The sequence below is a fragment of the Paenibacillus sp. OK003 genome (assembly GCF_900109515.1).
GTDB lineage: Bacteria > Bacillota > Bacilli > Paenibacillales > Paenibacillaceae > Paenibacillus > Paenibacillus marchantiae.
Genome location: NZ_FOBD01000020.1, coordinates 42,860 through 65,056, shown reverse-complemented (window position 1 = coordinate 65,056; position 22,197 = coordinate 42,860). Strand labels below are relative to the sequence as shown.

At 46.1% G+C, this 22,197-nt stretch carries 15 protein-coding genes; 14 read left to right on the top strand and 1 reads right to left on the bottom strand.

Going from position 1 to position 22,197, the window contains the following annotated elements:
* Positions 1–23: 23 nt before the first annotated feature.
* The 4 genes from BMW94_RS25310 to BMW94_RS25295 all read left to right on the top strand — a co-directional run bounded on the left by BMW94_RS25310 (position 24) and on the right by BMW94_RS25295 (position 3,204).
* On the top strand, positions 24–752 hold the full coding sequence (locus BMW94_RS25310; protein WP_091001546.1) for a ThuA domain-containing protein: 729 nt from the start codon (positions 24–26) through the stop codon (positions 750–752).
* A 321-nt stretch (positions 753–1,073) separates the two neighbouring features.
* Positions 1,074–1,391 (top strand): winged helix-turn-helix transcriptional regulator, encoded by a 318-nt coding sequence (locus BMW94_RS25305; RefSeq protein WP_302848015.1) that lies wholly within the window; start codon positions 1,074–1,076, stop codon positions 1,389–1,391.
* A gap of 168 nt (positions 1,392–1,559) precedes the next feature.
* Positions 1,560–2,291 carry a hypothetical protein gene (locus tag BMW94_RS25300; protein WP_091001545.1) on the top strand — a complete coding sequence of 244 codons (732 nt, stop codon included), beginning with the start codon at positions 1,560–1,562 and terminating at the stop codon, positions 2,289–2,291.
* A gap of 199 nt (positions 2,292–2,490) precedes the next feature.
* Positions 2,491–3,204, top strand: coding sequence for a hypothetical protein (locus tag BMW94_RS25295; protein WP_091001544.1), 714 nt, complete (start codon positions 2,491–2,493; stop codon positions 3,202–3,204).
* An 82-nt stretch (positions 3,205–3,286) separates the two neighbouring features.
* Here the strand turns inward: BMW94_RS25295 and BMW94_RS25290 are convergent, their stop codons facing one another.
* Positions 3,287–4,003 carry a Crp/Fnr family transcriptional regulator gene (locus BMW94_RS25290; RefSeq protein WP_091001543.1) on the bottom strand — a complete coding sequence of 239 codons (717 nt, stop codon included), beginning with the start codon at positions 4,001–4,003 and terminating at the stop codon, positions 3,287–3,289.
* A 430-nt stretch (positions 4,004–4,433) separates the two neighbouring features.
* Between BMW94_RS25290 and adhE the strand changes: the two genes are divergently transcribed.
* The 10 genes from adhE to BMW94_RS25240 all read left to right on the top strand — a co-directional run bounded on the left by adhE (position 4,434) and on the right by BMW94_RS25240 (position 22,051).
* Positions 4,434–7,046, top strand: a complete 2,613-nt coding sequence (adhE, locus tag BMW94_RS25285) for a bifunctional acetaldehyde-CoA/alcohol dehydrogenase (RefSeq protein WP_091001542.1) — start codon at positions 4,434–4,436, stop codon at positions 7,044–7,046.
* Positions 7,047–7,775: 729 nt separating this feature from the next.
* On the top strand, positions 7,776–10,034 hold the full coding sequence (gene pflB, locus BMW94_RS25280; protein ID WP_091001541.1) for a formate C-acetyltransferase: 2,259 nt from the start codon (positions 7,776–7,778) through the stop codon (positions 10,032–10,034).
* Between the two features lie 83 nt (positions 10,035–10,117).
* Entirely contained in the window at positions 10,118–10,867 is a 750-nt protein-coding gene (gene pflA / locus BMW94_RS25275; protein ID WP_091001540.1) for a pyruvate formate-lyase-activating protein, read from the top strand.
* A gap of 221 nt (positions 10,868–11,088) precedes the next feature.
* Entirely contained in the window at positions 11,089–12,450 is a 1,362-nt protein-coding gene (locus BMW94_RS25270) for an extracellular solute-binding protein (protein ID WP_091001539.1), read from the top strand.
* Between the two features lie 171 nt (positions 12,451–12,621).
* A complete protein-coding gene (locus BMW94_RS25265; protein ID WP_063565671.1) occupies positions 12,622–13,506 on the top strand; it encodes a carbohydrate ABC transporter permease in 885 nt (294 codons plus the stop codon).
* Positions 13,506–14,336: a carbohydrate ABC transporter permease gene (locus BMW94_RS25260; protein ID WP_091001538.1), complete on the top strand. Its 831-nt coding sequence runs from the start codon at positions 13,506–13,508 to the stop codon at positions 14,334–14,336. Before BMW94_RS25265 ends, BMW94_RS25260 begins: the two co-directional genes overlap by 1 nt.
* A 31-nt stretch (positions 14,337–14,367) precedes the next feature.
* Positions 14,368–16,209, top strand: coding sequence for a cache domain-containing sensor histidine kinase (locus BMW94_RS25255; RefSeq protein WP_091001537.1), 1,842 nt, complete (start codon positions 14,368–14,370; stop codon positions 16,207–16,209).
* Complete coding sequence (locus BMW94_RS25250; protein WP_091001536.1) at positions 16,206–17,840, top strand: response regulator; 1,635 nt, start codon at positions 16,206–16,208, stop codon at positions 17,838–17,840. Before BMW94_RS25255 ends, BMW94_RS25250 begins: the two co-directional genes overlap by 4 nt.
* 13 nt (positions 17,841–17,853) lie before the next feature.
* Positions 17,854–19,515, top strand: coding sequence for a beta-N-acetylhexosaminidase (nagZ, locus tag BMW94_RS25245; protein WP_091001535.1), 1,662 nt, complete (start codon positions 17,854–17,856; stop codon positions 19,513–19,515).
* Positions 19,516–19,792: 277 nt separating this feature from the next.
* A complete protein-coding gene (locus BMW94_RS25240; RefSeq protein ID WP_091001534.1) occupies positions 19,793–22,051 on the top strand; it encodes a stalk domain-containing protein in 2,259 nt (752 codons plus the stop codon).
* The last annotated feature ends 146 nt before the right edge of the window (positions 22,052–22,197 follow it).

Sequence of the window (22,197 nt, the reverse complement as noted above, 5' to 3'; positions counted from 1 at the left end):
GTTACACTAGGGGGAAATCGAATATGATTAACGTCACCATTTGGAATGAATTTGTCCATGAGAAAATTCATGATGAAGTAAAAGAAGTCTACCCTGACGGTTTGCACATGGCGTTGGCAAACGGGCTGGGAGGCGAAGGCTTTGCCATTCGCACTGCAACACTGGATCAGCCTGAGCATGGATTAAGTGATGAGGTGCTGAATTCGACAGATGTGCTTATATGGTGGGGACATATGGCGCATGATCGCGTGAGTGACGAGATTTCACAGAAGGTTGCACAGCGGGTCCTGGATGGCATGGGGTTGATTGTGCTGCACTCCGGTCACTTCTCCAAACCCTTCAAAGCGCTGATGGGCACAAGTTGTGATCTGAAATGGCGTGAAGCCAATGAGCAGGAGATTATCTGGTGTGTGAATCCGTCCCATCCAATTGCTGAGGGCATCAATAGCAAGATCATTCTGGAAAAAGAAGAAATGTATGGGGAATTCTTCGATATTCCAGTGCCGGATGAGCTGGTGTTTGTAAGCAACTTCCAAGGTGGAGAGGTATTCCGAAGCGGATGCACGTTCCTCCGCGGTTCAGGCAAAATCTTTTATTTCCGTCCTGGGCACGAAACATACCCGACTTTCTACAATCCGGAAATCTTAAAAGTGATCAGCAATGGCGTGAAGTGGGCATATCCTACGCGCAACGTTAAGCCGGAATTTGGCTTCAGCGAGCCTGTAAGATCACTTGGTAACGTGCTGGTTTAATCTGCAAATTGGCTATGTGAACGCATAAAATAAACGATATACCAAAGAACCCTTCTCCAAGTCAAGTATGACTGAGGCAGCAGGGTTTTTTGGGTTAATAAAAGGAACTTTTTGGGTAAGATAGCTACATGGGAGTTAGACGATATTTTCCCATGGTTCCGTTGTCCCATGTGATGTATACTGAGTTGTATCATCGAAGTTGAGTTATGCCTCTAAAATTTTAACTTTTTAGCGGCAGACGTTTTCTTTGAGACTTAAATATGTTATTATGAAATATACTAACTAAACGTAAGTTGAGTGATCTCTAAAGAGGTGATTAATGTGGAAGGCCAAGATCTGCGGATGTGTCCGCGCTTTGAGACGGCGTTTTCTTTCTTGGGTAAGCGCTGGAACGGTCTGATTATTCAAACGTTGATGAGTGGTTCGAAGCGATTCAAGGATATCTCCAACCTGATTCCATCGATGAGTGATAAGATGCTGTCAGAACGGATGAAAGATCTGGAAAGCGAAGGAATTCTGATCCGTCATGTCTATCCGGAGACGCCAGTTCGTATTGAATATGAACTGACAGAGAAAGGCAAGGCGCTACAGCCCGTTATGAATCAAATTCAAGATTGGGCAGAGCATTGGGTTGAGTAGTAACAGCTTCCCCGGCTCAAACTAAAGGAACTGTTGGGATAAAGGCTCTTGGTTTCCAGTGGAAATCAGGAGTTTTTGTCTTCAGGGTTCTGCACATGTTGTCGCGAGTTGTAGTATAATTGTAAAATAAAATGGCCGCAGGCGGCCGGAGCGAGGAGGCCACTTGTCATGAGAGAAGAAAGCTTATCCCGTGAAGTACGCTACGGCAAGCAAGATATTGCAGAACTTGAGAGCGCATCCATCCAGGTACATTTAATTTACAAAAAAGCTGCGGAGCTGTTTAAACGAACTTCATATTCCCCGTCGGTTAAGGATGATGTTGCAGGAGAGAAGACTCATTCCACCAATAGCAATGGTCAGGTCATGGCTCCGGCGGTACTGCAAAAATGGATTAAGACAGCAAAAGGCTGGAAATGTATCGGATGTGAGCTGAGACAACCCGATTCCATTGGGGTTCAGGCCGAGCCCACTTTCCAAGAAGAACGTGTGTATCTGGATCTGGGCGAGGGTCGTTTTGTTCAAGCAGAGATGCTGATTCAGGCGATTGTATGGTCGCAATATGAGAAGATTCGCATGTTTGCGCCTTGGCTGGGTGATGACACCTTCTACACTGTACAGGAGCTAGATGTGATTGCGCGTTATATTGTACCTACCTATTTCTCTGAACGGCCGCTGCATGAGCAGGGCAAGGTATCCAAGGTACACCATTCATCGGGTCAGATTCCGCTCTACCAGGAATACGTGGATGCACCTTCGTTCTGTGTACAGGTGGATGGTGGATTACTTGAAGGGCGTTTGCTGACAGGTGTTTATGTGTCGGAGGAACAATTCTTTGGGCTCAATCCGTATCTGAAGGATGGAGACGGAGGCCGTACCTACATGCAGGCTTGTGTCCAGTAACCATGCTACTCTATAGACGACCTTAATGATATTTAGAGCCAAAGGGCCTGCTTGCAGGCTCTTTGTGTTGTATAAACCAGTTATGGACGCTGCTGGATGAAAAGTAACGGCATTGACACTTTTTTTGCATGAATTTTGTGCCATAATAGAGGTTATGGACAACAGGGTGAATGATTTTACGCAGGGTGGTGTTACCTACATGAAGAAGAGAATCCCCGGTTACATAGGTATATGTCTGCTTATTCTGGTTATATTAGCCGGGTGTAGCGAGACACAGCCTTCCGAACAGCCAATCGTCAAAGAGACCGAATCGCAGAATACAATTACTGTGGCAGTGGATGGCAGTACTTTTTTGCCTGACGCAACGAAGTCCATTAAGAGAGATTTTAGTGAAGGTCTGACGCTCAAGAAAGCACTATTGAACAGTGGACTTGTCGATTTTACAGCAGATGGCAAGCGGATCCAATCCGTGGGGGAAGTTTCGCTGGACTCCTCACTTAGCTGGGCGGTCAAACTGAATGGCAAGGATATTGACCCGGAAAATTGGGACATGGAGCTTCATGTCAAAGATGAAGTGATCATATATGTAAAAGCCGCTGACAGTAGGGGAGACGATGTTGCGTACCAAACAACATTACTCAAGGTGAGCGGTGGAAATATTATGCCAAATCTCAATCGTCAATATGCCGGGGTGTATGTTCAGGAATGTACTGTGCGTGATGTATTGAAGTCCAGCGGGATTGTAAGAATGTCGGAGAATAACAAATTCGTTGTTTCCGTTGAAAATGTAATTCCCCGGATGAACCAACGCTGGATGATCATGGTGAATGACAAGGAACTGATGGAAAACGGTTTGGACATGAAACTGAATCCACGTGATGCAGTAAAGCTCGAGTTGACTACTGTATCTTAAGCATAACAAAAGCCCAATCTTCGTTATAGAAGATGGGCTTTTTTCATTTGCGTATCAAATGTTTTACAAGACGGGAAAAGCGTCAGATTCGGCAAATCTCGTTAGGACACAATTCGCAGTGGCAGATGCCCTGTAGCATGTGCAAATCCTTGATGACAATCATGCCGTTATCGTATTCAATGGCGTCTTTTTTACGCAGATCGCTTAACATGCGGTTGACACTTTCACGGGTCGCTCCAATCATATTGGACAGATCCGTGTGTGTTATTTTTTTATGAATCATGACATGCTCTCCATGGGGCTCGCCGTAGGAATTGGACAATCGAATCAGCGTGGAGCAGAGTGCGCCAGGTTTGCCATATAACATCAGATCACGGAATTTGGTTTGGGTCAAACGGTGATGGATACCCATCCATTTCATAAAGTCGATCGCAAAGTCACAGTGTTGGCAGATCAGCATTTCCAGGTCTTTATGCTCCAGTACGCCGATCTCACTATCCTCCAGCACTTCCGCCGAAAAGCTGTGTTTCGATCCGAAGAACGGATCAGCCTGCCCAATCATATCACCGGCTTGATACATGTACATAATCAATTCCTTGCCTTCATCCGTGGATTTGGTGATCTGGGCCCGGCCTCGTTTCATATAATAAAGTTTGTCAGAGACATCTCCCTCCCAATACAGATGGGTTCCTTCCGGATAGGTTCTGTCCTTCATCGTTACGAGCAGATGGTTGAAATTCACTTCCGAGAAACAGTTGGTATTTCCGCGTTTTTCCAGTACACTCAGTTGTTCTCTCATAAGTCTATCTCCCCTTTGTGTCCATCGGACGGCCTTCTGCAGCTTGGACTGGCCCCCGTGGTTCGCCGCAAACCGTTGCCGTCCTGATCAGGGTCATCTCTCGGCCGGGAAGGACGGTACAAATTGCGGTGGTTCAATTTTTAAGTTCAGTATATACCTTATCTTGCCGTTTGAGGGGCATGGAAAGGGGGCAAAAATGGCGAAATTTCAAACATTGTGATTAAATTCACTTTCGAAAGGGGAGGATGAATCTGACAGCCCTATAGTTTAAATAGGAAGTGTAATTGGCTAAGTAAGGGACACTAAAAAACTTAAATTAAATTTGTTATACTTTGTGAAAAAAATCACATAATTAACTCTTTCCCCATGATACGATGTGAATGTAAAGAAGAGAGACAAACCAATACGAACCTTTAGGAGGATGAGGGAGATGGCTGTAAAGAACGAAGTCGCCCCAGTAAAAGAAGAGACAGCAGGTCAGTATATTCAAACGTTAATTGACAAAGCGAATAAAGCACATGCAGCATTCATGTCCATGGATCAGAAACAGATTGACCGCATCGTGCAAGCGATGGCGCTGGCAGGTCTGGACAAACATATGATGCTCGCCAAGATGGCCGTGGAAGAAACAGGTCGGGGTGTGTATGAGGATAAAATCACCAAAAACATATTTGCAACAGAATATGTGTATCATAGCATTAAATATGACAAAACAGTAGGGGTTATTGAAGATAACGAATACGAAAATTTCCAGAAAATTGCGGAGCCTGTCGGTATCATCATGGGGATTACCCCGGTAACCAATCCAACATCCACTACGATGTTCAAAGCACTGATTTCCATCAAAACGCGTAACCCGATCATCTTCGGTTTCCACCCATCTGCACAGAACTGTAGCCGGGAAGCTGCCAAAATCCTGCTTGATGCTGCGGTGAAGCATGGTGCTCCAGCGGATTGTATCCAGTGGATTGATGATCCTTCCATGGATCGCACAAACGCGCTGATGAATCATAATGATGTGGCGCTCATTCTGGCAACAGGCGGATCAGGCATGGTGCGGGCGGCATACAGCTGTGGTAAACCGGCACTGGGTGTAGGGCCAGGGAACGTACCTTGCTTTATTGAGAAAAGTGCAGATATCAACCAAGCAGTCACGGATCTGATTTTGTCTAAATCGTTCGATAACGGTATGATCTGTGCTTCCGAGCAAGCAGTCATCATCGAAGAACCGATCTTTGATCAAGTGAAAAAGAAAATGATCGCGAACGGCTGTTACTTCGTCAACAAGGATGAGGCCGCAAAATTGACCGCAGGTGCGATTAATGCTGAAAAATGTGCGGTGAACCCGGCGATTGTTGGTCAATCTGCGGTGAGCATTGCGAAATTGTGTGGTATTGAAGTTCCAGTAGGCACCAAAATTCTCGTGGCCGAGATTGAAGGGGTAGGTACCAAATTCCCATTGTCGGCTGAGAAATTAAGCCCGGTACTGGCTTGTTACAAAGTGAAAACGGCAGCTGAAGGGATTGAGCGTGCAGCAGAAGTGGTTGCTTTTGGCGGCATGGGTCACTCCTCTGTTATTCATTCGACGAACGAAGAAGTCATTGGCAAATTTGCAGATCGCCTGCAAACCGGGCGGATTATCGTAAATTCACCATCCACACACGGCGCCATCGGTGACATCTACAACACCAACATGCCGTCACTGACACTTGGCTGCGGATCGTATGGACGGAACTCGACTTCTTCCAACGTAACCGCTGTGAACTTAATCAACGTGAAAAGGGTGGCTCGCCGTACCGTGAATATGCAGTGGTTCAAAGTGCCGAACAAAGTCTACTTCGAAAAAGGGGCAACACAGTATCTTGCCAAAATGCCGGACATCACACGTGTAGCCATTATTACGGATGCTATGATGGTCAAACTTGGTTATGTGGAAAAAGTAGAACACTATCTGCGTCAACGTCAAATGCCGGTAGCCATTGAAGTGTTCTCGGATGTCGAACCCGATCCATCCACAACAACGGTAGACCGCGGTACGGAAATGATGCGCCGCTTCCAGCCAGACTGCATTATCGCTCTCGGCGGGGGATCACCGATGGATGCTGCCAAAGCGATGTGGCTGTTCTATGAATATCCTGACACGGATTTCAATGACTTGAAGCAAAAATTCATGGATATCCGCAAACGGATCTACAAATATCCACGTCTCGGCGTGAAAGCGAAATTCGTAGCGATCCCGACAACTTCGGGCACAGGTTCGGAAGTAACATCGTTCGCAGTTATTACAGATAAAAATCAAGGCAATACGAAATATCCACTTGCAGACTACGAGTTAACACCAGATGTAGCCATTGTAGACCCGGAATTCGTATACTCTCTGCCTAAAACCGCTGTTGCGGATACAGGTATGGACGTGTTGACTCACGCCATTGAAGCATATGTATCCGTCATGGCGAATGATTACACGGATGGACTCGCGATCAAAGCGATTCAACTGGTATTCCAATACCTCGAGCAATCGGCGCTGCAAGGTGACAAATTGGCTCGTGAGAAAATGCATAACGCTTCAACGATTGCCGGTATGGCTTTTGCCAACGCATTCCTGGGCATTAACCACAGCTTGGCACACAAATGGGGTGGTCAGTACCACACCGCACATGGACGTACCAATGCCATCCTGATGCCACACGTCATTCGCTACAATGCAAAAAAACCGACGAAGTTTGCATCGTTCCCGAAATATTCGCACTTTGTTGCAGATGAGCGTTATGCCGAAATTGCCCGCATTCTCGGATTGCCTGCACGTACGACAGAAGAAGGCGTTACCAGCCTCATCAATGCGATTCGCAAACTCAACAAAACATTGGGTATTGAAGAGTCGTTCCAGGAAATCGGATTCGATGCCAAAGACTTTGAGGCACATGTCGATTATCTGGCAGACCGCGCATTCGAGGACCAATGTACAACAGCCAATCCAAAACTGCCACTCGTCACTGAACTGGCAGATGTATACCGCAATGCTTTCTATGGCAAGTTTGAATAACAACTAAAGCAACAGCAGGATTCAGGCAGATATAGTCAGGGTTCCCCGAAAGGGGAGCCCCGATTGCCGTCTTTCCTGTAAAAGGTTACACGGAATTCGTGATGTTACTTTTTGAACCAAGTAGTCACACCATAACGGAGAGGGCAGAAAAAACGGAAGAAGCGAAGCGTTTGCTTCAAGCACGATTTCAACCTTCTATGCTATATAGTTTGAACCATACATGTACACGATAACGGAGAGGAGAGAAAAAACCTGAAGAAGCGATAGCGCTCGCCTTTATCCCCGGATTTTACCTTTTATAAAGGGAATCAACAAAATCTGGGGGTAACAGCGATCGGAAGGTTGTTCTATCCTCGGAGTGGCTAGTGTACATATCCTTTCGTTCAAATTATATTGTTCAATTCGGGAAATCGGATTTGAACAGCGATCGGAAGTTGTTCTGCCCGCGCAGTGGATAAGTGTGAATAGTTCAGGGTTCACCATGACACAGCACAGGTGAAGTGAGGATGGTCACAAACTTTGTGATAAAAATCACAGATGATGAAAGAACGAAGACGTATACTGAAAATGTAAGAAAAACATTCATCCGCGGTTCCGGTTCCCAAGTAGAGAGAACATGTTCCGGATTACATGTGAAATTTATCACATTAATCGCGGCTCTGGGCACAGATGAGACGAGTGAAGCATTCTGTCATGTGTCCGGAAATCCAAATTTGTGGAGGGATTACTATGTCGGTGATCGAAAAAGATGTCAAACAACAAACAGGCTGGAGAAACTTTACCAAAGGAACATGGACGAAATCCGTAGATGTGAATGATTTTCTGGCACGCAACTTATCACCTTACTATGGCGACGAAGCATTTCTTGCAGGTGCAACTCAGAATACGAAAGAGTTATGGGATATCGTATCCGATCTGACCAAAAAAGAGCGCGATAACGGCGGGGTACTTGATGTTGACGTAAACACGCCAGCAACGATTGTTTCTCACCAACCAGGTTATCTGGATAAATCCAAAGAACAGATTGTTGGTGTTCAAACGGATGCTCCATTCAAACGTTCCATTCAGCCATTCGGTGGAATTCGCATGATGATTGATGCTTGTGAAGCTTATGGTTTTGAAATGCCTCAAGGCGTCATTGATATATTTACGAACATCCGTAAAACACATAACCAGGGCGTATTTGATGCTTATACATCTGAAATGCGTGCAGCACGTAAAGCAGGGATTATTACCGGTCTGCCTGATGCTTACGGCCGTGGCCGGATCATCGGTGACTATCGCCGGGTAGCTCTGTACGGCGTGGACTTCCTGATTCGAAATAAAAAAGGTGAGCTGAATGCACTTGAAGTCGATGTGATTGATGAAGATGTCATTCGCCTGCGTGAAGAACTGTCCGAACAGATTCGTGCATTGCAAGAGTTGAAACAACTGGGTGAAATGCATGGTTTCGATATTTCTTTGCCAGCCACAACCGCAAAAGAAGCGTTCCAATGGCTCTACTTCGGTTACCTGGCTGCGATCAAAGAGCAAAATGGTGCGGCGATGTCGCTCGGACGTGTTTCTTCATTCCTGGATATTTACATTGAACGTGATTTGCAAGAAGGCTTGCTAACTGAAGAACAGGCTCAAGAACTGGTTGACCATTTTGTTATGAAACTGCGGATCGTCAAATTCCTGCGTACGCCGGATTATAATGAATTGTTCAGTGGAGACCCAACATGGGTAACTGAATCCATCGGTGGCATGTCCGTAAATGGAGAAACCCGTGTGACGAAAAACAGCTTCCGTTTCCTGCACACCCTGAACAACCTTGGTCCTGCACCTGAGCCGAACCTGACTGTACTTTGGTCCACCAAGCTTCCGGAAGGGTTCAAACAATACTGTACGAAAGTATCCATCGAAACAAGCTCCATCCAGTATGAAAATGATGATCTGATGCGTCCGATCTACGGAGACGATTATGGTATTGCTTGTTGCGTATCTGCAATGAAGATCGGGAAACAAATGCAGTTCTTCGGTGCTCGTGCGAACCTGGCAAAAGCATTGCTGTATGCAATCAACGGCGGTCGTGACGAGAAATCGGGAGCACAAGTTGGACCTGAATATCCGGCGATCACAAGCGAAGTGCTGGAGTACAATGAAGTTATGAAACGTTTCAAACCGATGATGGAATGGCTTGCCAAACTGTATATGAACTCACTCAACGTCATTCACTACATGCATGACAAATACAGCTATGAGCGTATTGAGATGGCGCTGCATGACCGTGACATCGTGCGTACAATGGCTTGCGGTATTGCTGGCCTCTCGGTTGCAGCAGACTCTCTGAGTGCCATCAAGTATGCAAAAGTCAAACCGATCCGCAACGAACAAGGCATCGCAATTGATTTTGAAATTGAAGGCGACTTCCCTTGTTACGGTAACAATGAAGACAGTGTCGATAGCATCGCAGTTGAACTGGTGGAAAGCTTCATGGGCATGATTCGCAAACACAAAGCGTATCGTAATGCGATCCCAACACAGTCTGTACTGACGATCACATCGAACGTAGTGTACGGCAAGAAAACAGGTACAACACCGGATGGCCGTAAAGCAGGCGAACCGTTTGCACCAGGAGCGAATCCAATGCATGGTCGGGACAAAAAAGGTGCACTGGCATCCCTTGGCTCAGTAGCCAAATTGCCGTACGAACACAGCCTTGATGGGATCTCTAACACATTCTCCATCGTGCCTAAAGCACTCGGAAAAGAGTCAGACACACGTAAATCCAATCTGGTTGCCATGATGGACGGTTATTTTGGTCAAGGGGCACACCATTTGAACGTGAACGTATTTGATCGCCAGCAGTTGATTGACGCGATGGATCACCCGGAAAACTATCCGCAGCTGACTGTACGGGTATCCGGTTACGCGGTGAACTTCATCAAATTGACACGTGAGCAACAACTCGATGTCATTAACCGGACCTTCCACGGTTCGATGTAACACGGGTTTAACTCAACGGTTCAAAGGAGTAGAACCTCCATATTAAACGCACAGCGGATGCGATACAGAAAGGAAGAGGCAGCATGGTTAATGGACATATTCATTCACTCGAAACTTTCGGGACGGTTGACGGCCCAGGCATCCGCTTCGTGCTTTTTATGCAGGGATGTCTGCTCAAATGCCAGTATTGTCACAATCCGGATACATGGGCACTGGATGGTGGCAGGGAAATGAGCGTGGAGGAGGTACTGGCTGAAATCGAGCCGTACTTGTCCTATTATCGCAGTTCCGGCGGAGGACTTACGGTATCCGGCGGGGAGCCAACATTACAGGCTCATTTTGTAGCCGAAGTTTTCAAAGAAGCGAAACGCCGCTGGGGATTGCACACTACGCTGGACAGCAATGGTTTCAATGAACCGGATCGGATTCATGATTTGTTGGATAACACGGATCTCGTTTTGCTGGATCTGAAGCACATCAATGATGAGAAACATATCAAGCTGACAGGCAAATCCAACGAGAGAACATTGCGCACCGCACAATGGTTATCGGACAATGGACGAAAAATGTGGATTCGCCACGTGTATGTGCCAGGGATTCACAATGAGGAAGAAGACTTGCTCAATCTGGGGCGGTTTATTGGAACGCTAAATGGAGTCGAGAAGTTCGAAATTCTGCCTTATCATCAGATGGGTATTTACAAATGGCAGGCGCTGGGGAAAGTCTATCCGCTCGATGGAGTTCCTTCTCCAAGTGATGAGGAAGTAGAGCGGGCGTATCGTTTGATTGAACAAGGTCGTACGGAAACAGCGGGCATGACTTGCTCTAATTAAGTAACTACAGTTATATACATTTCTTCCAACCAAGCAGTCTTTGCGAACATGTTTCGCAGGGGCTGTTTTTTTGCTGTTATCCATTGTAAATGCAAGATTATTTCTCCAGTGAAGGATTTTATCCCTCCATTGATGAATTGTCATCCTTACGATGTTAGCTACAACTTTTTATAATCAGAGTGTAAAGCCAAATGCTCAATATCTTGAGGGGGGTCATACGAATGAAAAAAGGAATGACATTACTGCTTTCATTATTGCTAATTACATCATGGACATTGGCGGGTTGTTCGAGCTCAACCAACGAACCACAACAGGGAGCAGGCAATACGCCTGAGACAAGCAAGGAACCGGTTGAAATGCTTCTCCGTCACACTCAGGTGGGTGCCGACAAACAAAAAAGGCTGGCCATTCTGCAGGACGTTGTAGCCAAAGTGGAGAGCGAAGTACCCAACCTGACCTTTACACTGGACGGAGTTGAATCTGATGTAAACCGCAAGGAGAAACTTCGTGGTGAGATGGCAGCAGGCAATCCGCCGGATATCTTCGAATTGTTCGGTAGTCCGGACTCCAAAGTATATGCCAAAGAAGGCATGTTGTTGGATCTCACACCGATCTTGCAAGAGCTGGGCATCCAGGACCAATTTTCATCACTTGAACCATTCACCTATGAAGGCAAAGTGTACGGACTGCCTATTGGTGGATCAGGTGAAGGCTTCTTCTACAATAAAGAGTATTTTGCACAAAAAGGTTGGAAAGCGCCTTCAACAATGGCTGAGCTGGATAATATGCTCGCTGAGATCAAGGCTGACGGCAAGGTTCCACTTGCTTCTGCTTCCAAAGCAGGCTGGGTTCCACTCATGTTAACGAACCACCTGTGGTCCCGTTACGCCGGACCTGATATTACGGCGAAGTTTGCTACAGGCGAAGCCAAGTGGACTGATCCAGGCGTTGTCGCGGGATTCGCGAAGCATAAGGAATGGGTGGATAAAGGGTACTTCAAAAAAGGCGAGCTTGGCTTTGAATATGCAGAATATACAACTCAATTTACGAGTGGTGAAGCGATTCTGATGTATGACGGAACGTGGAAATCGTCTGTATTCAAGGAAGGACAGAGCGGTGAGTCCCTCATTGGCAAGGTTGGTTTCTTCAATATGCCTCCGGTAGAGAACGGTGCAGGAGATCAGACAGCCCTGATGCGTGACGTCAATAACGGATACGGCTTCTCCGCAGCGGTTGCGGATGATCCTCAGAAGCTTGCGGCGGTTAAAGCCTTTATCAAAAACTTCTACAACGAAGATATGCAAGTACGTGGACTCGTAGAAGACGGTGTGTTACCAGCGATGAAACTGGATGAAAAAGTGCTGACAGACAGCATCACCGACGATTTGATGAAAGAAATCGTAGCTGTTCTGAATGCATCGCAGACTTCATTCCCCGCATTCGATGCGCTCGTTCAGGCTGATGTAACGACAGAGATCAGCAATCTGCAAATTCAGAAGCTGATTGGTGGACAAACGACGCCAGAGAAGATGGCCGAAGAATTGCAAAAGGTTCAGGAAGAGGCAAACGCTTCAGTAGAATAAACAATAAACGATCTTTCAAGCAAAGAAACGTACCTGCTAACACCATGCTGGTTTACCCCGGTTGGAACTCTGCCGGGGTAAAACCCTTGGTCTAATCTAAAGAATTACACTGCTGAGGAATCTGCTCTATACATGAGCATAAGAAGTTGAAGTCACTGAAGGAGGTAGATCATGAACACTTCACTCCGCAGCCCGCTGATCTATACGTTGTTTGTGTTGCCGGCACTGATCTTGTTTATCATGTTTTTCTTGTATCCTATCGGAAGTTCACTCTATTACAGTCTGACCAGCTGGAACGGGGTATCCGCAGAGCCGCGTTTTGTGGGACTGTCCAATTATGCGAAGGCACTGACAGATGAACGTTTTTGGATTTCAACTCGCAATAACGGTTTCTTTATCGCATTTTCTGTTTTGATCCAGGTGCCTCTCATTGTGCTGTTTTCCCTGCTCATTGCAAACGTAAAGAAATTGAAGGGATTGTACAAAACAGCCGTCTTTTTGCCTTCCATTATGTCAACGGCCGTCATCGGTATTCTGTGGGGATTCATCTACGAGCCTAACATCGGCCTGTTGAATCAGTTACTTGAAACCGTAGGTATTTCGCCGGTCTATTGGCTATCCGATAATCGGTTCGCAATGATATCCATTCTCGTAACCAATGCTTGGCAGTGGACGGGATTCTATATTGTCATGGTTTTGGCGGCCATTCTGGCTATTCCCAAGGATCTGGATGAAGCGGCAGCCATAGATGGAGCAACAGCCGTACAAAGAGCATTCAAAATTACATTGCCACTTATCAGACCTATCATTTCCGTCGTCATTATGTTGTCCATTGCCGGGGCGATGAAGGCAGCAGATATTGTTCTGGTTATGACCAAAGGTGGACCCGCAGGCTCTACCGAAGTGCTTGCCACGTATATGATCAAATACGCGATTACCAATTTTAAATACGGTTATGGCAATACGATTGCGGTTCTGATCTTTGCTCTGACGCTTGTGCTCACCGCGGTATATCAGTTGCTGGTGGCGAGACGCAACGAAAGGGTGGAATATTGATGGCAAAGAACATAAAAGGCAGTATACCTCATGTTTTGTTGATGTTGTATCTACTTGCGATTCTGTTTCCCTTTTTATTCGTAATCTTTTCTTCATTCAAGCAGGATAACAACGAAATTGCATTGAATCCGTTCGGTCTGCCTTCCACTTGGGTGTTTAATAACTACGTAGAGGCTTGGGTAAATGCCAAGATTGGAACGTATTTCTGGAACAGTATGTACATTTCGGTCTTGTCTTCAGTCGGAACCATTATACTTGGTGCCATGTTTGCTTTTGCTATAACGCGGATGAGACACCGCAAATGGAGCATGTTACTGTACAGTCTCATTCTGGCGGGTATGCTGATTCCAAACAATGCGCTCATGCTGCCGATTTACTTGCTTGTCCGCAAGCTCGGCATTTTGGATACGCATTTGGCGCTGATCATTCCTTATGTTGCGAATGCAATTCCGTTTACGATTATTATACTGGCTGCCTTTATGCGGTCGCTCCCTGGCGAAATTGAGGAAGCCGCGGTTATGGATGGGTTGAGGGCTCCGGGTATCTTTGCTAGAATAGTGATACCCCTTACAGTTCCAGCCATTGTTACGGTCTTTATCGTGAATTTCCTCGGCAACTGGAACGAATTTTTACTCGCCAACTATTTCTTATCCACTGATAAACTGCGTACACTGCCTGTCGGCATGGTCCAGTTTCGTGATCAGTATCAAATGAACTATGCCCAGATGTCAGCAGGCATTGTATACAGTGTTGTACCGGTTGTTGTAATCTACGCCATATTGCAGGAGAAAATCATTGAAGGCGTAACGGCAGGTAGTGTTAAAGGTTAATTAACGATGCGTTATATAGGGAGAACGGGAAATGAACTTGCGGATGAAGCTGGCCATGGCATTTCTGTTGCTCATCATTGTACCGATGTGCACGCTTGGAATCGGCATGTTCTTGGTCACATCACATACGATTGAGAAAAAATACAATCAGCAGTCTGAATATGCACTCCAGGCGATCAGCTATAATATCGAGAATGTTTTTCAGCAGATCAACAATGTCACGGACAATGGCATTGCCACATCGGTATTCCAGATGGCTTTGAACGCCAAAGATCCGAGCAAACAGGATCTTGGAATCGGTAATCAATTGTCGCTGAATGCCAGTCAGCGTAATTTCCGTTCCCTTTTATACAACTATCCGTTCATCAGTTATGCCTTCTTGTATGATTTGCGTCCGCGTTCGTCCCAGGATAACCAGATTGTCTCTATATTTACGAAGGAAAATTTTCAAGCACTTCCTTTTCAACAATTTAAAGTTCATCCAATATTCAAAGAAATCCAGGAGCTCAACGGCGTGCCCAAATGGCTGGCCCCTCTGGAATATCCTGAGCTAACGGGCGTAGAGCCTGTCTTTACTCAGATTCGGTTAGTCAAGGAACTCAGTTATTTTCAGAATATTGGAGTTCTGGTCGTTCAGATTAAAAAAGGGGAGATGGACCGCATCTTCCGCCATTTGCAAATAAGTGATCCTGCACAGGATACTTCATTCCTGCTGATCAATGAAGAGGGTCTGATCGTATACGATCCTTCCGGACGCTACAGCGGAGAGAAGATGGAGAATCTGGGTGTGAGATCTGGAATATACGGACCGGGGTTCAGCAGCACCAGAGCAGTATTCGATGGCAGTGAAAGCATCATTTCACAATATCATCTGAAAAACTACAATTGGAGTCTGGTCAGTGTCGCTTCATGGGAAGCGTTATCCTCAGAGACGAATGTATTCGCAGGCTGGTCGATTATTATTATTCTGCTGTGTCTGCTTGCTGCGATGGTTTTCAATGTGTTCTTCATGAACCGGATAACCGGCAATATTGCGGTACTCGTGCGATTCATGAGGCGTGTAGATGACGGGGACTTTAATGCCCGGGTCGAAGGAAGTGGCTTTGATGAGATGCAGCTGCTTGCCCAAGGGTTCAATGAATTGCTGGATCGGATCGGAGGTCTGTTCCGACGTGTACGTGCAGAGCAGGAACAGAAGGCCAAGGCAGAACTGCGCGTGCTTCAAGCCCAGATCAAACCTCATTTTCTATTTAATACGCTGGAATCCATTAACGGACTAGCCATGAGGGGAGAAGGGCGTAAAGTAAGTGAAATGGTGACACGCCTCGGCAATATGCTGCGGATCAGTATTCAGGATCAGGAGGAGATTTCGCTCAGTGAGGAGTTAAGGCACTTGCAGAGTTATCTTGAGATCCAGCATTACAGGTTTAGTGATTTGTTCCGGTACGAGATTGACATTCCATCTCATCTGTACACCTCATCTATACTCAAGCTTACCCTTCAACCTCTTGTGGAAAATAGTATTCAGCATGGGTTTGAGGGAATTGAATATCAGGGTGTACTTCGGATCAGTGCATTTGTGGAACGAAATAACCTGGTGCTGCGAGTTGAGGATAATGGCATCGGTATTCCCCAGGAAATGTTGGCTCGATTCGAATACATGGCAGAAGACCCACCTGAATACATCATGGCTGAGGGAACGAAGCCACTGTCTTCAATGGCAGAGCGTCGAGGGCTGGGTTTAAGAAGTGTTGCAGATCGGATAAGGATTCAATATGGGGCCGGATACGGGGTGTTTATATGTTCATCTCCGGGGCATGGCACCATCATTCAATGTATTATTCCACAATATGAGCAGGGGGAAGATGAATGAATCTAACCGCGTTGCTGGTTGACGATGAGCTGCCGATTTTGGAGAATTTGAGTTTTATTTTGCCATGGGAAGACATGGGCATTGAAATTGTGGGTACGGCCAGAAGCGGGTCAGAAGCACTGGAAAAAGTTGCAGAATTTCACCCTGACATCATGTTGTGTGATATTCGTATGCCCTCCATGGATGGTCTGGAACTGATTCGAATATTGCGGGAACAAGGGGAAACTTGCGAGATTATTTTGCTGACAGGTTATCAGCAGTTCGAGTATGCCCGTACCGCCATTCGTTACAATGTCCATGAATACATATGCAAGCCAATCGATTACCTGGATCTGGAACAGAAATTGCGTGAGCTTGCTAGTCAGATTCAGAAGAAACGGTTGGAAGTGGAGGCTGAACGCCACCGCAAATCCGAGATGGAAGTATGGGTGAAGCACAAACATATCATTGACCTGATGCGAAAAGAAGAGGATTCGTTATTTTCTTCCCTTCCTTCTTCCCCTGAACCACAGGCATCTTCGTTACGATATATCCTGCTGCTTATCGATGTGTCGGGGTATTTCAAACATTCGATCGGATGGTCTGGGACCCGGCACCAAAGCTGGCATGGAATGATCCGTTCCAGGCTTAGGGAAATTACAGACCGGATCTGTGAAGGAACTCTGCTGATTTCGGCCCGAAAGGGAGAATGGTGCATGTTGCTGGAAGCATCAGATGAATGGAAAATACGGGCAGATGCATTGGCTCAAGAGGTTCAGTTGGAATTAGATGCGACATTTGAGTCGGGTTCAGGCATGAAGACAAGGGTCATTCAGGATGATATGCCTGTGAAACTGGACGATCAGATGGCTGAGCGATATCGGCACTGTCAGCGATTGCTGATCCTGAATGATTCTAATCAGCGTAGCGATACGCTGGAACAAGAATTTGCTGAGCACTCCATCATGTCATCCAAAGAACCTTCCAGAAAGACAACAATGTGGATTACAAAAGAGGATTTGGACTTGATCACCCGCTGGATCAAACAGGGAAATAAACAGGGATTGATTGACCTGCTCGTGATGCTCAAACATCGGATGAGCGAGCATAAGAGTGCACTGGATAGCGTAGCCGAAAACAGCCTGCGTTTTCTGCTTGTACATATGCTTCGTGAATTGCGCGAAGTACATGTCATGGCTGAACAAGACGAAATGCACTTCTGGAGTGCATTGCATTCAGCAACCTCCATCAAGGAATTAATCGAATTGGCGGAGGCACTTGCTTATGTTTGTCATGATAAGAAAAGTGTACCTCGCCCTTCTGTGTCTGAGTTGATCAGTTCTGCGTGTGAGTATATGAACGCCAGACTGGAATGTGATCTGGGGATTGATGAGGTAGCTGATTGGCTGGGCATCAGTCCGGGTTACTTTTGTCAGCTTTTCAAAAACCAGATGGGCGTAACCTTTGTTGAATATATGACCCATAAGCGGATGGAGAGCGCAGCCTTATTATTAAGTACAACGGAATGGAGTATTACAGCCATTGGAGAAGCAACGGGGTATAAGGAGCGGCGATATTTCTCCAAAGTGTTCCATAAACATTTTCACATGAAACCATCAGAATTCAGGTCAAACCAAAGAGCAGGTTCATAATGGGGAGGAAAGCATGCGTATGAATTCGATCGATCAGCTTTCGTTGGAACAGCGGGTAGGACAGATGTTTATGTGTGGATTCCATGGACAGCATGCGGATGAACAGATCCAACGACTGATCCGTGAGTATCATGTTGGAGGCGTCATTTATTTCAGACGAAATGTGGAAAGTGTAGACCAGATCAATCGACTGTCTGCCGACTTGCAAGCGATTGCCGCTGAAGCCGGGGATTTACCTCTGATGATCTCCGTGGATCAGGAGGGCGGGATGGTGGCCCGGATTGACAAAGAGGGAGTAACCCAGGTTCCTGGAAACATGGCGCTTGGAGCAACGGGTAATCCGGAGTATACCCTTGAATGCGCACAGATTCTAGGTCATGAGTTAAAAAGCATCGGTATTGATATGAACCTCGCTCCGGTGTTGGATGTGAATAACAACATCCTGAACCCGGTCATCGGCGTGCGCTCCTATGGCGAGAATGCGGAGAGTGTAGCTGCTCATGGTGCAGCAGCCATCAAAGGATATCAATCCCGAGGCGTTGCTGCGACTGCCAAACATTTTCCCGGACATGGAGACACAGCGGTGGATTCACATCTCGGGATGGTCACTGTACCTCATGAACGTAACAGGCTGGATCAGGTGGAACTTCTGCCGTTCCATCGCGCTATTGAGGCCGGAGTGGATGCCATCATGACTGCTCACGTCATCTTCCCGGCGATTGAACCGGAGCCGATTCCAGCTACATTGTCCCGTAAAGTGTTGACGGGGCTGTTACGCGAAGAAATGGGCTTTGACGGCATTATTATTACAGACTGTCTGGAAATGCATGCGATATCCAAGCCATATGGTGTGGCCGAAGCAGCCATTCGTGCCGTGGAGGCAGGTGCTGATCTAATTCTGGTCAGTCACACACTGCAAGATCAAATCTCTGCTGTGGAAGCCGTTGTGGATGCCGTTCGCACTGGGCGAATTGAAGAAGCTACCATTAACCAGGCATTGGAGCGTATTATTTCATGGAAGGCAGCGCGTTGTGGTCAGTGGAAGCATACGTTTGTTTCCATGGAAGAAGATGATACTGTACCTGATGGATCCTATGAGGAGAAGATCATTTTCTCAACAAAAGAGAAGGATGAATTATCAAGGTCGCTGGCCTCCATCGAATCCAGGTTGGATGAGATTGCCTCCAATAGCATTACTGTAGTTCAGAATGATGGTTTGCTTCCCTTACACCCTGAAAAGAATGTGTATGTCATCTGGCCCGAGGTTGTGCAACGGACAGAAGTGGATGAACCATGGTCTCATACGGATTCACTTGGTGTAGCGTTATCGCAGCTGAGAGGCGGAATTCGGGAGCACAAAATAACGACACAGCCGACTTATGATGAAGCGGACCGGATATTGGAGAATGTGTCGGAGGCAGATCAAATCATCGTATGTACTTACACTTCTGCAGGCCATCTTCCGAAAGGGCAACATCATTTGGTTCAAAAACTTAGTGAGAAGTATTCCCTGATTGTAGTTGCTCTGCGTAACCCATATGATCTATTGGAGATTCCGACGCCGGGAAGTTATATATGTACGTACGAGAACACTCCTGCAGTGGTTCGCGCATTGTCTCTCGTCTTAACAGGTGAATTGCAGCCAACAGGACGCTTGCCTGTCAGTTTGCGTTAGCATATTCAAAATCTCTAAATCTCTCTGTGGCATGGTGCTTATTCAACCATGACCTGGAGGGATTTTTTTATTGGGAAATGCGTCGGATTTTAATACCGATTACACTGCAAATCGAAATTATAATAGATAACTATTTTCATAGTATTTTCGCGCTATTAAATGTTTACAATTCTTATCAAATATTTTTAGCAACTTTTCCCGGTAGTAAGCGTCTAATAGTATGACTTTTTGAGGGGGATATTTATAAAATGGGAGCAGAAGGAGCCAAAGACAAAGAATGAATTTGAAGAAGAAATTATCCATACTTACCGCTTTAGCTGTATTCCAAGCGTTTGCAGCGATTCCAGCGAATGCACTAGCAGCCGATCAAAGTGATACAACAAAAACAAATACAGCCAATGTTAAATCCGTGGAGGTTGTGAAGAAAGAACAAACGATCGCGGAATCGGATGTAAAGTCCGGGTCAGATTCAAAACAGTCTGATAATAATGCAGTCGAAGGAACAAACCCGGTGACCAATGAACCTACAGGTACAGACGTTACTCCGGTTGATTCTGTTACAGACCCTGTTGATGAAGAGGATGCGGGAGAGGAAACAACAGTCCCAACAGCTCCAGTTGAGGTTAAGCAACCATCTACAAGCGGTCAATCTGTAGCCGGAAGTAAAGGCGGAGATCTGACACTTTATATGAACAGCAACAAAATGGTACAAGACGGCAAAACATATCTTGCCGGACAGCCGATGGCTGTTAAAAATGGAGTATCTTATGTAGCGATCCGCGCACTGGTTGATCGGGTTGGTTATGAAGTGAAATATGACAATACAACCAAAGAAACCATTATTATTAGTGGCGAAGATGAGCTTCGCTTCAAAACGAATAGTAGCGTTTATACAGTGAACGGTGAATCCAGAACGATGAAGGGCCCTGCCTATCAACAAAAAAATACGTTCATGGTGCCACTGACGTCGATTACTCAGGCACTTAACATTACTTATAAAGTTAATCAGTCTGCGAAGACTGTTGTACTGAACCTGAATACCAAACCGGCAGCCAGCTTCACGGTACCAAAAGAGATTTTTGTAGGAGACACGGTGACATACAACACTAAATCCAGCTCTCCCAAGGGATTGGACATCGTCGACGAGCGCTGGACTGGCCGTCAGGATTCGTTTGACCAACCAGGTACATATACGGTAACGTATGCTGTCCAGGATTCGAGCGGACAATGGAGTGATCCGTACTCTGTTACGATTCAAGTTCAGAAACCGAATCTTCCCCCTGTAGCGATGTTTACGACAGACAAGGAAGAATACAAAATGGGTGAAAAGATCACGTACATTGATCAAAGCACCGATGACGAAAATGCTATTGTGAAAACTGAATGGGAAAACAATGCTCTGGCATTCTTTGTTCCGGGACCAAAAACAGTAACGATCACCGTTACGGACAAACATGGTGCTAGTAACAGCTATACCAAGAATGTCAATATCACTAATGAAACACTGTATACTATCTCTGATTTTAATCAGTTGTTTACACCGGTAGGTGACAAGTTCAGCTTCAACGGCAGTGAAGTTCCTGCTATGGAGAAAGTTCCGTACACTTATTACGATGAGCAAAGTGTGCTGATTCGTAGTAACAGCCCGGAAACCGTTAATTCGGAAGGGATTGTGTACAAAGAGTCTTCAATCGGTCAGACCCGTTTCATGGTTCACCATGTAAATAACACAGGCAAAAACGTGAAAATGTACGTTGTTGCTACGAATAATAATATGTACGCAGCAACATTAGAGCAGCAAAATATGGGCTTTGCGGGTCCTTCGCCATTCGCAACCGTAGCCGGAAGGTTATCGATTGAGCGTTGGTTCCAGTCCATGCAAGATGGCACTGGAAAATTGAATGTTGTGTTGCAGCCAGGAGAGAGCAAATTGATTCTTACTGAACTCAATGCTCTTCCTATGAAGCAAGGGCAAGTAATTTCTCTGTATTCTGATGTTTTCAGCGACTACAGGCTGGATTACAACATTATCATGATCGAAGAAAATAAAGATCCGATGGCTGTATGGTCCACACTGCCTGTTCTGGATCGTGATGGTGTACACAACCGTGGTACGTATCCGAATGCAACCCGTGTCATTACATATGACCAAGAAGTAGGTTCGAAGCCCGCTCGTTTGCCGCTTGGGGATAATGCAAGTGACCCGAATCTGGTCGGCACAGACCCTATGGCCTATACGGAAGCTTCTAACGCGGGCAACTTCGGCGTACTTTACAAAATTACCCTGAACAATGTGGCTCCGCGCACGCTGATCTCATTCAACCCTCGTGGTGGTAGATACTCGGGTGTGGCACTCGTTAATGGTAAGGTTGTGCAGATTTCGAATGGCAGCAAATCCTTAAGTGCACCAAATGAACAAAGTGTACTCTATCGCACAGGTTCGTACGGCGAAGCTGTAACGATTGTGTTCTCGGCTGCACCAGGAAGCAATCTTCCTGTTAACCTGCTGTTCACACCGCTTCCGGCAGAGAAGTAATTACTTCTCCTGTCACCAGAAACGGACGGTTTGGAGTGAAAGCTAATATGCAATATATCCTGTCACCCCAAAAGTCGCCCGAAGGATTAAACATCTGAACCGTCAGAAGATGGAGCTGTCCCCAAGTCATGCAATTGACCGGGGCA